This is a genomic window from Paraburkholderia sp. PGU19 (assembly GCF_013426915.1).
Taxonomy (GTDB): domain Bacteria; phylum Pseudomonadota; class Gammaproteobacteria; order Burkholderiales; family Burkholderiaceae; genus Paraburkholderia.
Map to the genome: position 1 here is coordinate 593,941 of NZ_AP023181.1, position 12,667 is coordinate 606,607.

The following is a 12,667-nucleotide window of genomic DNA, read 5'->3' on the forward strand; positions in this document are numbered from 1 at the left end:
GGAGACGCGATCGATGAGTTTCAAAGGCGACATCGGCCCGGCATGGACCCGAGAAGAATTCGAAGCGCAGTTGCGCGCGAAGGGACAGGCTTATCACATCCATCACCCGTTCAACGTGAAGATGAACAGCGGCGGATGCACGCGTGAGCAGATTCGCGGCTGGGTCGCGAACCGCTTCTATTACCAGATCAACATTCCGCTGAAAGATGCCGCCGTCCTGTCGAACTGTCCTGATCGCGAAACGCGCCGCCGCTGGGTGCTGCGCATACTCGATCACGATGGCTATGGCGAGGACGAAGGCGGGATCGAAACGTGGGCGCGACTGGGCGATGCCGTTGGGTTGTCGCGCGATGAATTGTGGTCGCTGGAACATGTGGTGCCCGGCGTGCGCTTCGCCGTCGACGCGTATGTGAACTTCGCACGCCGCGCGCCGTGGCAGGAAGCCGTGTGCTCGTCGCTCACGGAGATTTTCGCGCCGCAGATCCACAAAGACCGGCTTTCGACGTGGCCCGGGCATTACCCGTGGATCAAGCCCGAAGGCCTGGCGTATTTCCGTTCGCGCATCTCGCTCGCGCAACGCGACGTCGAGCATGGCCTTGCTGTGACGCTCGATCATTTCCGCACGCGCGAGCAGCAGGAACGCGCGCTCGACATTCTTCAATTCAAGCTCGACATTCTCTGGACGATGCTCGATGCGATAGAAAAGGCGTTCCCGGCATGAACACTCAAGACAACGCGCAAGCCACGGACAAACGCGGCCCGAAACTGAGCAGCCTGTTTCGCCTGCAATGGGAACCGGCGCAGGATGCGCATGTGCTGCTGTATCCCGAGGGCATGGTGAAGCTGAACCAGAGCGCCGCGCAAATCCTGTTGCGTTGCGACGGCACGCGCGACATCCCGACGCTCGTCGCGGAGCTGGAAGCGGCGTTCAATGCGACGGGACTGACGCCCGAAGTCGAAGCCTTCGTCGACCACGCGCGCTCGCGTGGCTGGCTGGAGTAACAGCATGACCGACCTTTCGACACCCGCACAGGAGCACGCGCAACAGGCCGCGCGCAACGGCGTGGGTCCGCCGCTGTGGCTGCTCGCGGAACTGACGTACCGCTGCCCGCTGCATTGCGCGTTCTGCTACAACCCCGTCGACTACACGAGCCATCGCGACGAGCTGAGCACCGCGCAATGGATCGACGTCTTGCGGCAGGGCCGCAAGCTGGGCGCCGCGCAACTGGGCTTCTCCGGCGGCGAGCCGCTGATGCGCGACGATCTCGAAGAACTCGTCGCCGAAGCACACAGCCTCGGTTTCTACACGAACCTCATCACGTCGGGCGTCGGGCTGACGGATGCGCGACTCGATACGTTGAAGGCCAACGGCCTCGATCACATTCAACTGTCGTTTCAGGACTCGACCCAGGAACTCAACGACTTCCTCAGCAGCACGCGCACCTTCGATCTGAAGAACCGCGTCGCGCGCTCGATCAAGGCGCATGGCTTTCCGATGGTGCTCAACTGCGTGCTGCATCGCTACAACCTGCCGCATGTCGACAAGATCATCGATATGGCGCTGGCCATGGGCGCCGAATATCTGGAGCTTGCGAACACGCAGTACTACGGCTGGGCGCACGCGAACCGCGCGCAACTGATGCCGACTGCGGAGCAATTGCAAGAAGCGGAAGCCGTGGTCGAGCGTTACCGGAAGGAGATCGGCAACCGCTGCAAGATTTTCTTCGTCGTGCCCGACTACTTCGAAACGCGGCCCAAGCGCTGCATGAACGGCTGGGGTTCGGTGTTTCTCGGCGTCGCGCCCGATGGCGCCGCACTGCCCTGTCATTCGGCGCGCTCGCTGCCGGGCCTCACGTTTCCGAACGTGAAGGACACGCCGCTCGAGCACATCTGGTACGACAGCGACGCGTTCAACCGCTTTCGCGGCTTCGAATGGATGAAGGAGCCTTGCCGGAGCTGCGACGAAAAGACCATCGACCTCGGCGGCTGCCGGTGCCAGGCGTATCTGTTGACGCTCGACGCCGCCAATGCCGATCCCGTCTGCGACAAGTCGCCGCATCACGAGCAGGTCGTGCGCGTCGTGCGCAATGCGGCCCAACGTCCGGCAACGCTGGCGCCGAACGAACAGCCCGTCACGTTCCGCAACGACGCAAACTCGAAACGCCTCAGCGCCGACCCGCGCGAGATGACAGCGACGCCTCACACCGAGAGAACGCGATCATGACGACGCCCGCTATTTCCGTGCTTCTCGTCGACGATCATGCCGTCGTGCGCGAAGGCTACCGAAGGCTGCTCGAACTAAGTCCCGATGTGCGCGTCGCAGGCGAAGCGGCCGACGCGACGCAGGCTTATCAGCGCTTCTGCGCGTTGCAGCCAGATGTCGTCGTGATGGATCTCGCGTTGCCTGGCGCGAGCGGGATCGAAGCGATGCGGCGCATGCTCGCGAGAGAGCCTGAAGCACGCGTGCTGATTTTCAGCGTGCATGAAGAGACGCTTTTCGTACGCCGAGCATTCGATGCAGGCGCCTGCGGTTATGTGACGAAAGCGAGCGCGCCCGATGTGCTCGTCGAAGCGGTGCGCGCCGTCGCGCGGCGCGTGCGCTATCTCAGCGCCGATGTCTCGCATGCGCTCGCGCTACGGACGATGTACAGCGAAGGGCCGCCCGGACGCCAGTTGTCCGCACGCGAGTTCGAAGTGCTGCGCCTGCTCGTGCAGGGCTACACGCTGCCCGTGATCGCGGAAAGGCTCGGGCTGAGCCAGAAGACGATTGCCAATCATCAGTCCGCGATCCGGCAGAAGTTCGGCGCGAACAATGGCGTGCAACTCGCGCAGATCGCGCAGCGCCTCGGTTTGCAGTTCTCCGAGCTTGCCGCGCCTCATGAGCTTTTCGGTTCGGCGGGATCGATGGAAGCACTCGGCTCCGGCAGCCCGAGTTGAGCCGGAACACGCGCGCACAGCAGAAAGCCCCTCGCCGGCTCGCTGGCGACATGAAACTCGCCGCCTAACGCTTCTACGCGTTCACGCATGCCGATCAGCCCTAGCCCCATACGCGGCTTCGACAGATCGACGCCGGGGCCATCGTCGGCGACCGTGACGACGATTTCTTCAACCCGCTCGCGGCTCGCAGGCGCTCTCACCAGATAGATTTCGACATTCGCTTCGCGCGCGAACTTCGACACGTTCGTCAGCGCTTCCTGCACGAACCGGTAGAGCGTGATATTGAGCGCATCGGTAAAGCCGTCGAAGTCGCCGTCGATGGTCAGCTTGAACGACGCGTCGGGCAGCCGTTCCCGCCAGCCTTCGACGCAATGTTCGAGCGCGCTCGGCAGGCCAAGCTCGTCGAGGCCGATGGGCCGCAGCTTGCGGATCATCCCGCCAATCTGCCGATACACGAAACCCGCGCTTTGCATCACGGCGAGCGACGCGCGATGCACCTCGTCGTTTTGCGCCGACAGGTCGCGAATCCGCGCGGCGTCGAGGGCGATCGCGTTCAGGTATTGCCCCAGTTCGTCATGCAGCTCGCGCGCGAGATGACGGCGCTCGGCTTCCTGCGCCTCGATGCCCTGGCTCGCGAGCCGCCGGTTTTCGGCGAGCAGCCGCGCGGCTTCCTCTTCCGCCTCGCGGCGGCGCCGCAATTCCTTCTGCGAATCCCGATAGCGCCGCCACGAGAACCAGGCCAGCCCCGCCGCGAGCACGAACAGCGTGACGGGCAGTTCGTCGAGCTGATAGCGCTCGGCGCGGCGGCTCCACCGGTACGCGAGCTCGGAGACATCGAAGGTCGAGCACAGCGCGCCGACGATCACCGTCAACACGACGACGCACATGAAGTCGCGCCACGCGACCGAGCGCGACTCCGTGGCGCGGGCCGCGCTTTCCCCCGCCGCGGGCCGCTGCGGCGCGCGCGAGGGCTCCGCCGCGCCCGATGCATCCGCGCGACTGCCTGCTGGTTGCCGCTGGTCCGGCCTGGGGTCCGCCGGTCTGGCTGAGGAGAGAGCTTCGGGCATGAGCGTATCGATGGAAGCGGTCACTCATTCTACTCACCGAACAGGTGCTTTTCGTATTGCTTTTTGCAGGTTTGGGAAGGCCTCCCGAAAGAATCGGGAAAGCTTCCCGGGCACTACGCGCATTTGATATGCGACGCTTCAATCAACGGCGAAGCGACACAGAGACAGGCATGCGCAACTCGCGAAAGCGCCGCCGAAACAAGGCTAAAACAGACTGCTGGAGAAGACAACGATGAAATCCTCACGGCGCAAATCACGACGCGCCCGTCTGCATCCTCGCAAGCGTGCATTCCAATTGGTGTTCAGCAGTGCATTGGCCAGTCTGTGTGCGGCAGCCTGGTCGCAGGAAGCCGCGCCGCCGCCCGCTGATACACCGGCCGTCGACGTCCAGCAGACCGCGCAGAACACGACGCAGGAAGCCGAAATGCCGTCGATTCTCGTGATCGGCACAACGCCGCTGATCGGCATCGGCACCGCGATCGAACTGGTGCCCGCCAACGTGCAGACGATCCGCGGCCGCGAGATCGACCAGCAGCATCCGAACACGCTCACCGACTACTTCGCGACCAATCTGCAAAGCGTCGACATCAACGATGCACAGGGCAACCCGTCGCAGATGGACATCAGCTATCGCGGCTTCACAGCTTCGCCGCTGCTCGGCACGCCGCAAGGGCTGTCGGTGTTCATGGACGGCGTGCGCATCAATGAGCCGTTCGGCGACGTCGTCAACTGGGACCTGATCCCGCAGGCCGCGATCGATACGATCCAGCTGATTCCCGGTTCCAATCCGACCTTCGGCCTCAACACGCTCGGCGGCGCGATTGCCATCACGACGAAGAACGGCAGCAATTCGCCGGGGGCGAAGCGGAGATCAGCGGCGGCTCGTTTGGGCGCAAGACCGCGCAGATCCAGCAAGGCGGTGTGATAGGCAGCAACCTCGACTACTACTTCACCGCGAACGCGACCAACGACGACGGCTGGGCCGATCACAACGGCAGCCGCTTGCGCCAGGCTTTCGGCAAGCTGCGCTATCACGATGCCGACACGACGCTGTCGATATCCGGGGGCGGCGCGGACAACACGCTCGACGGCTCGCAGACGATTCCGCGCTCGTTTCTCGACAACCGCAACCAGGCGTACACGTTTCCCGATCAGAACAACAACACGGTCGGCTATCTGACGATTGCGGGCGAGCACTATTTCACGCCCAACGTGCAGTTGAGCGGCACGCTCTACTATCGTCACTATCGCAACGAGAACGTCAGCAGCAACGTGAACAATGACTTCAATCCCGATGACCCCGACGCTGCACCGCCCGCCACCAACGTGCAGTCGACGGTGTTCACCCAGAGCTACGGCGGCAGCCTGCAACTGGCGCTGTTGCAGAACCTGTTCGGCAAACGCAATGAACTGACACTCGGGGTCGCCGCCGATCTCGCGAATACGCACTTCACGCAATCCTCGCAAGACGCGACGTTCACCGACACACGCGCGACGATCGGCACAGGTCCGTTCGTATCGACGACGGATGCGAAGACGCGCAATGAAACCTACGGCGTCTATTTCACCGACACGTTCTCATTCACCGATCAATGGGCGTTGACGTTCGCGGGCCGCTACAACTGGTCCCGTACGACGATCGGCGACGAGAGCGGCGTGCAGCCGCTGCTGGATGGACGCCATGTGTTTTCGCGCTTCAATCCTGCTGTCGGCATTACATACAATCCGACCGATACGCTCACCGCGTACTTCACTTACAACGAGGGCATGCGCTCGCCGACTTCGATCGAACTGGCGTGCGCGGACCCGGACGCGCCCTGCTCGCTGCCGAACGATTTCATTGCAGACCCGTCGCTGAAGCCCGTCATTTCGAAGACGTTCGAAATCGGCGCGCGCGGGCGCATCGGCAGCAACACGACGTGGAGCGCCGCGCTGTATCGCGCGACACTCGACGACGATATCCAGTTCGTCAGCAGCAATGGCGCGGCGAGCTCACTCGGGTTCTTTCAGAACGTCGGCAAGACGCGCCGGCAAGGTTTCGAAGTCGCGGGCCGCACCAAGTATGGTCCGGTTGGCGTGAGCGCGAGCTATAGCTATATCGACGCGACGTATCAGTCGACGTGGACCGAGAGCAGCGCGAGCAATTCGAGCGCGGACGCGAACGGCAACATCACGGTGAAACCCGGCGACCACATTCCCGGCATTCCGCAGAACACGGTGAAGCTGCGCATCGACTACACGCCGTTCGCGGCGTGGAATATCGGCACGAACCTCACGTATCGCGGCAGCATCTACGCGCGCGGCGACGAGAACAATCAGGATGTGAATGGCACGGTTGCCGGTTATTTCCTGATCGATCTCGACACCACGTATAACGTGACGAAGCAGCTTCAGGTGTTTGCGACCGTCAAGAATCTGCTGAACAAGCACTATGCGAACTTTGCGATTCTCGGCGAGAACTTCTTCAATGGCCCGAACCATACGTTCGATCCGGGTGGCGTCACCAATGAGCAGTTTCTTGGGATCGGCGCGCCGCGCGGGGTGTGGGTTGGGTTGAGGTATGCGTGGAAGTGAGCCGCAATTTTATCGGTCTGCGACGGCTCGCCTGTTCTTGCTGGACCGTCGCCGACAATAGCATTCACCTCGACTCAATCGACCCCTGACTCGGCGGCGACGTCACAATACCCCACGCCAGCGGCAAGTCGCCAATCTGCCCGACCGTCTGATAGGTCTTCGCGTCGAGCACAAACACGGCATTCGAGCGCCCGCACGCCATCAGTACTTTCGACCCATCCGGCGTGAAGCTGAAATGCCAGCAACGCTGCCCGACAGGCGCGTCGGCCACGTGCTCGTACGTCTTTGCATCGAACACCTGCAAGGTCTTGTCGCGCGCGGCGGCGACGAGTAGATGCTTGCCCTCGGGATCGAACGCGACGCCGTACGGACCCATCTTCGTATCAACCGTCTTCAGTGTCTTCAACGTCGCCGCGTCGAGCACGACGAACTTGTTGGTATTCTCAAGCGTCACCACATACTGCTTGCCGTCCGGCGACGCCTTGATGCCACGCGGCCGCGAGCCCTTGTCCACCTTCACCGTGCGCACGAGCTTGCCCGTGCCGGTGCGATACACCGACACCGTGTCGTCGCCCTCGTTGGTAACGAGCAGCTCGCGCCCATCCGGCGAAAATTCCACACCCTCCGTCTCGTGCCCGCTCTTCACCGAGCGCACGACCTTCATCGTCTTTAGATCGACGATCGCGACTTCGGCGGGCGGGCTGTTCGCGTCGTCATCGTCGTCGTGACCCTTCCCCGGCCCGCCGCCCGCTCCGGGTTCGGGCTTGCCTTCCGGTTTGCCCGCGCCCTGAGCGCCCTGATTCGCCGCCACCGCCTGCGGCGGCGGCCCGTTCTGGCCAGGCTCATACGTCACATAAGCAAACCCGCGATGCACGCGCACGAACTCCGGGTTCTTGCCGATCTTCACGCGCGTGACCACCTTGTCCGTCGACGTATCGATCACCGACAGATCGCCCGATTTGTTCGCCACCAGCAGCTTGCTGCCGTCCGCTGTCAGGCTGAGGCCACGCGGGCCGTCCTTGCCGAGGTCGATGGTTTTCTTCAGCGTCATCTGGTCGAGGTCGATCACGCCGACGCCATTCGTCTCGCTCGTCACGTACGCGACGGCCGCTGCCGATGCCTGGCCGATACCCGCGCCAAGCAGCACGGCGAGCGCGACGGATACCGCCATGCGTGTATGTCTGGTCGTGCAATGCATCGATGTCTCCTGCGGAGTGTTGTTCGACGGGCCCGCGTCGAATCGCGCGAACCATATTCGTTGTGCCGCAAGGGCAAATTCACCCAGGCTCAAGTTAGCGCATCGCGCCTCGGGATGACAGCATGGAGGGCCGGGAGTTTTTCCCGAAATCGATGGGAGCGCGCGGGTCAATGCGCGGCTTCCGGTTCTGATGCGAGCAGACCGACGAGCGCGTCGACCCCGCGCCGCCACGACTGGTCCGTATTGCCGCGGATATCGACGGAGCGCTGGAATACGACCTGGCCGTTTGCCGTGTCTTCGATGCGCAGATTGATGTTGAGGATCAGGTTGCTGACTTTCTGCACCCAGCACACGCCGACGCGTTGCACGCCGAGCTTTCGGCCGATTTCCAGCTCGCAGCCGTTGCAGGCGCTCATGTCCTGCGTCTTCGTGAAGCCGTCGATCAACCCCGCCGCCGGACGGTTGTCCGCGACCTTGTACAGGCCGCGCTGGTCGACGCGCGTGCGCAACTCGGTGCTTGCCATCGCGGCGCGCGCCTGTTGCGCCTGGGTGACGGAGGCATCGTTGTACGCCGCGTTGTCGTCGATCACGACGCAGTCGAGTAGCGCGATGGCAGGCGGCGCAGCGGCGACTGTCACCGAAACGGTACAGAGTGCGGCGGCAGCGGCGAGCAGACGGCACAACGCGCGAACGCGCCGCAGTCCACACATGTCAGCGTTGGAACGGCAGCCGGTCAACGCGATAAGCCCTCCACGATCGATAACCCCATGAAGCGGGCGCACCGACGCACCCGCCCTCGCGGCGATCGTGAAGCAGATAACGCGCCTGAATGCTGCAGCGAGCCTGCGGCAGGTCAGGTCTCGGAAACGGAATCAGCCGTCTGCGCCGCCGCTTCCGCAGCCAGCGCCTTGCCGACTTCATCCGCAAAACGCTGCAACGCTGAAAGTGGCCCACAGACGCTGTGATACATCTGACTGCCGATCTGCGCGTCCAGCAGCACCTGCATGCCGGACTTCTTAGCCATTTCGATCAGATCCACCTGAGTCTCCTTGCCGGGTACGCCCTAACGCGACAACATCAGCGTACCCAGTCAATTTGACCGTCATTCCCCTGAACAGAGGCCATGAAGCGGATCAATTTACCTGTTTCGACGCCCAACCTTTTACCGGCGGCCTCAAGGCGATTTGAGCGGCGCCGACACCACAGGCCGTGACCCCAGCTGCTGCGCGTCCTTCGCGGCCGGCTCGGCTTTCGGCGGACGCGCCGTATCGGTGCTCATGATAGAAAACCCGAACGTGTTCACGCCGTCCTGGCTGCGCGCGAACACCACGCCGCCGTGCATGTCGGCGACCGCCTTGACGATCGCCAGCCCGAGGCCGTGATTCTCGCGGCTGTTCGTGCGCGACAGTTCCGCGCGATAGAAGCGGTCGAACGCGTGATCGAGCACGTCCCGCGCGATTGGCTCGCCGGGATTGGCCACGGCGATCCACACGCGGCCCGCTTCGCGCGATACCGTCACCTGGATCATCGCGCCGGGCCTCGTATGGTGGATCGCGTTGATCAGCAGGTTCGCAAAAGCCCGGCCGAACAGCGAACGATTGACGCGCGCCACCGCATCGCCGTGCAATTGCGCCTGCACCTGCGCCTCTTCCATCGGCATTTCGAGGAACTCGACGGTGCGCGCAATTTCCGTCGCAAGCGACACTTCGACCAGTTCCGTCGCCCGCTCGCCCTGATCGGCGCGCGCCAGAAACAGCATGTCGTTGATGATGCCGCGCATCCGCTCGAACTCTTCGAGATTCGATTGCAGCGTGCGGCGCAGGTCGTCGACCGAGCGGTTGCGCGTCAACGCCACCTGCGTTTGCCCAATCAGGATCGTCACAGGCGTGCGCAACTCGTGCGCGACGTCGGCATTGAACGATTCGAGTCGCACATACGCCTGATCGAGCCGCTCCAGCGCGCCGTTGAACGAATTGGCGAGATCGTTCAGCTCGAATGGAAGCTCGGTGGTGCGCAGCCGCTGCGAGCGGTTATCGGCGCTCACTTCCGAAGCGTCCACCGTCAATCGGCGCAAGGGCGCGAGGCCGATGCGCGTGACCCAATAGCTCAGTAGCGACGCGCCGAGCGCGCCGAGCGCCGACAACGCAGCCAGTGCCAGGCCGAATTCGCGCAAGGCCTGCTCGGTCGGCGCGTAACTGGTCGCCACCTGCAACTGCACCTGAGGACGTTCGCCGTTGGGCGGAATTGTCAGCGTGCGCGTCAGCAAATCATGGTCGGTACCGTTGTGCGTGACGCGCGCATAGTCGCCGCGCCATTGCTGCGCGATCGTGCCCGTCACCGGGTGGCCGTAGTTAAACAGCGGATTCGTGCTCGAAATCGAATAGGCATTCGTGCCGTCGCGCGGCGTCATGTCCGCGAGCTTCTCTTGCGCCATGCGCCACTTGTCACGGTTGATCGCGTGATGCACGATGATCCGCGCGACTTCCGTGCGGCTATCGAGCGAATCGCGCAGGCGCTGCTCCAGTTGCGAGCGCAGCACGAGAAACAGCCCCGTGTCCACCAGCGTAAAAACAGACAGCGCGACGAGCGCGAACAGCAGCGCGAGACGTCGTGCGATGGAACGGGTCGAGCGAGTCATGATGCCTCCGCTTCCTCGCGGACTTCGAGCACGTAGCCCATGCCGCGCATGGTGTGCAGTAGCTTGGTTTGGAACGGGCCGTCGAGCTTCGCGCGCAGCCGCTTGATCGCTGTCTCGACGACGTTCGTGTGACTGTCGAAGTTCACGTCCCAGACGAGTTCCGTGATGATCGCCTTCGACAGGATATCGCCCTGCCGTCGCGCGAGCACGCTGAGCAACTGGAACTCTTTCGCCGTCAGATCGAGCCGCACGCCGCTACGCGTCGCGCGCCTGCCGATCAGATCGACATACAGGTCGCCGACGCAGATCAGCGTCGATTCCTGCACGCGCGTGCGCCGTGCGAGCGCGTGCAGCCGCTCGACCAGTTCGAGAAACGAAAAGGGCTTGGTCAGATAGTCGTCGGCACCTTCGCGCAGGCCGCGCACGCGGTCGTTCACGTGATCGCGCGCGGTCAGCATGATGACGGGCGTCGACTTGCGCATGCGCAGCGCCTTGAGCACGCTGAGCCCATCGCGCTTGGGCAGCATCACGTCGAGCACGATGATGTCGTAGTCGAACTCGGACGCGAGATGCAGGCCCTCTTCGCCGTCCAGCGCGACGTCGACCACCCAGCCCTGCTCCGTCAGGCCACGGCGCAGATAATCGACGACCTTGAATTCATCCTCCACGATGAGCAGCTTCATGGGCGCTCCTTTTGTATTGTCCTCTTCATTATAAGTAGGCTTTTCAAACCTGTTCAGCCCGTCCTCTACACTTTGGTTTCAATCTGGTGGGTGCGTTATAGATGCGCCGTTATCGTTCGATGCATCTTTTGCCGCATCGCCCGGCATGCGCTGCGCGTCCGCTTGCTGCACGTCCCAGCCGCCGCCCAGGGCTTTCACGAGCGCGACGGATGTCGTCATCTGCTGGCCGTGAATCTGTACGTCCTGACGCTGGCTCGCCAGCAATGATTGCTGCGCGGTGATCACATCCAGATAGGCGACGAGTCCGCCCGAATAGCGGTCGTTGGCGAGCGACAGCAGCCGCTGCGCATCGGCGACGGCATCGCGCGACTGCGACGCGGCGCTATCCAGAACGGAAAGCCCCGTGATGCCGTCCTGCACCTGCTGGAACGCCGTCAACACCGCTTGCCGGTAATTGGCCTGCGCAGCCTTGTAGCCCTCGCTGGCGAAATCGACATTGGCCGCGCGCCGCCCGCCGTCGAACACGACCTGGCTCAGCGCGGTGCCTAGCGACCACATCAGGCTCGGCGCGCTAAACAGGCTCGCGAGATCCGTGCTTTGCCAGCCGATGCCCGGCGTTAGCGTCAGGCTCGGAAAGAACGCCGCCTTCGCGACGCCGATCTGCGCGTTCGCCGCCGCCATCGCGCGTTCCGCCGATGCGATATCCGGGCGGCGCTGCAATACATCGCTCGGCAGGCCAAGCGGAATCGCAGGCACGGGATACTCGACCACTTTCGGCTCAATCGAAAACTGCGGCGCGGGCACCGCGACGAGCGCGGCAATCGCATGCGCGAACTGCTCGCGCTGCGTGACGAGAAGCTGCGCCTGCACACGCGTCTGATCGAGCAGCGACTTCTGCTGCAACACGTCGAGTCCGGACACGGAGCCGAGATCGTGCTCGGTCGTCACGTAGTCGAGCGCTTTCTGCTGCAGCTGCACTGAGCGGTTCAACACGTCGATTTCCGCATCGAGCTCGCGCAACGAGAAATAGTCCGTGGCGAGATCGGTGGTGAGTACGAGCCGCGCATTCGCGAGATCGTCGAGAGACTGTTCCGCCGACGCCCGCGCGCCCTCCACTTCACGGCGAATGCGGCCGAACAGATCGACGTCGTAGTTGATCGTCGTGCCGATCTGCAAGTCGTTTTGCACCGTCGACGCGTTAGGCGTCGCGTAGTTGGTGACGGGCCGGTTCTTCGAAATGCGCTGCCGCGCCGCGGAAGCCGACAGATCGACTTCGGGAATCAGTTGCGCGCGCGTGTTGGCGAGCGTGGCGCGTGCCTGCGCATAATGCGCACTGGCGGCGGCCAGCGTCTGGTTTTCCGCGAGCGCCTGCGATTCGAGCGTATCGAGCGTCGTGTCGCCGAACGCCTTCCACCAGTCCGGTGCGAGCGGCGCATGCGAGGGCTGCGCAAGACGCCAGTACGAATCGGTGCGCCACGTGGGCGGCGCGTCCGTCATCGGCGTCTTGTAGTCGGGGCCGACCGTGCATGCGCACAGCGTGGCCGCAAGAGCCAGCGTGCCCATTCGCGCG

At 63.5% G+C, this 12,667-nt stretch carries 11 protein-coding genes and 1 pseudogene; 5 read left to right on the top strand and 7 right to left on the bottom strand.

Annotation, left to right across the window (positions count from 1 at the left end; genetic code table 11):
• Positions 1–13 precede the first annotated feature (13 nt).
• Genes pqqC through H1204_RS32560 form a run of 4 tightly spaced genes read left to right on the top strand, consistent with a single transcriptional unit; the run spans position 14 to position 2,937 of the window.
• Positions 14–721: a pyrroloquinoline-quinone synthase PqqC gene (pqqC, locus tag H1204_RS32545; protein ID WP_180734640.1), complete on the top strand. Its 708-nt coding sequence runs from the start codon at positions 14–16 to the stop codon at positions 719–721.
• Positions 718–1,002, top strand: a complete 285-nt coding sequence (gene pqqD, locus H1204_RS32550; RefSeq protein WP_180734641.1) for a pyrroloquinoline quinone biosynthesis peptide chaperone PqqD — start codon at positions 718–720, stop codon at positions 1,000–1,002. The genes pqqC and pqqD overlap by 4 nt, the downstream gene beginning before the upstream one ends.
• 4 nt (positions 1,003–1,006) lie before the next feature.
• On the top strand, positions 1,007–2,224 hold the full coding sequence (pqqE, locus tag H1204_RS32555; RefSeq protein WP_180734642.1) for a pyrroloquinoline quinone biosynthesis protein PqqE: 1,218 nt from the start codon (positions 1,007–1,009) through the stop codon (positions 2,222–2,224).
• A complete protein-coding gene (locus H1204_RS32560) occupies positions 2,221–2,937 on the top strand; it encodes a response regulator transcription factor (RefSeq protein WP_180734643.1) in 717 nt (238 codons plus the stop codon). The genes pqqE and H1204_RS32560 overlap by 4 nt, the downstream gene beginning before the upstream one ends.
• On the opposite strand, the gene H1204_RS32565 is transcribed toward H1204_RS32560, so the two are convergent.
• Positions 2,877–3,824, bottom strand: coding sequence for a histidine kinase (locus H1204_RS32565; RefSeq protein ID WP_180735114.1), 948 nt, complete (start codon positions 3,822–3,824; stop codon positions 2,877–2,879). The genes H1204_RS32560 and H1204_RS32565 overlap by 61 nt on opposite strands.
• Before the next feature lie 412 nt (positions 3,825–4,236).
• On the opposite strand from H1204_RS32565, the pseudogene H1204_RS32570 reads away from it, so the two are divergent.
• A pseudogene (locus H1204_RS32570) lies at positions 4,237–6,578 on the top strand (TonB-dependent receptor).
• 64 nt (positions 6,579–6,642) lie between these two features.
• Here H1204_RS32570 and H1204_RS32575 read toward each other — a convergent pair.
• The 6 genes from H1204_RS32575 to H1204_RS32600 all read right to left on the bottom strand — a co-directional run bounded on the left by H1204_RS32575 (position 6,643) and on the right by H1204_RS32600 (position 12,660).
• Complete coding sequence (locus H1204_RS32575; protein ID WP_180734644.1) at positions 6,643–7,776, bottom strand: cytochrome D1 domain-containing protein; 1,134 nt, start codon at positions 7,774–7,776, stop codon at positions 6,643–6,645.
• A gap of 167 nt (positions 7,777–7,943) precedes the next feature.
• Positions 7,944–8,414 (bottom strand): DUF3280 domain-containing protein, encoded by a 471-nt coding sequence (locus H1204_RS32580; RefSeq protein ID WP_346015774.1) that lies wholly within the window; start codon positions 8,412–8,414, stop codon positions 7,944–7,946.
• Positions 8,415–8,629: 215 nt separating this feature from the next.
• Positions 8,630–8,815 (bottom strand): hypothetical protein, encoded by a 186-nt coding sequence (locus H1204_RS32585; protein WP_007576887.1) that lies wholly within the window; start codon positions 8,813–8,815, stop codon positions 8,630–8,632.
• Between the two features lie 135 nt (positions 8,816–8,950).
• A complete protein-coding gene (locus H1204_RS32590) occupies positions 8,951–10,414 on the bottom strand; it encodes a heavy metal sensor histidine kinase (protein ID WP_180734646.1) in 1,464 nt (487 codons plus the stop codon).
• On the bottom strand, positions 10,411–11,097 hold the full coding sequence (locus H1204_RS32595; RefSeq protein ID WP_007576885.1) for a heavy metal response regulator transcription factor: 687 nt from the start codon (positions 11,095–11,097) through the stop codon (positions 10,411–10,413). The genes H1204_RS32590 and H1204_RS32595 overlap by 4 nt, the downstream gene beginning before the upstream one ends.
• Positions 11,098–11,175: 78 nt before the next feature.
• Positions 11,176–12,660 (bottom strand): efflux transporter outer membrane subunit, encoded by a 1,485-nt coding sequence (locus H1204_RS32600; RefSeq protein ID WP_243468981.1) that lies wholly within the window; start codon positions 12,658–12,660, stop codon positions 11,176–11,178.
• Between the last annotated feature and the right edge of the window lie 7 nt (positions 12,661–12,667).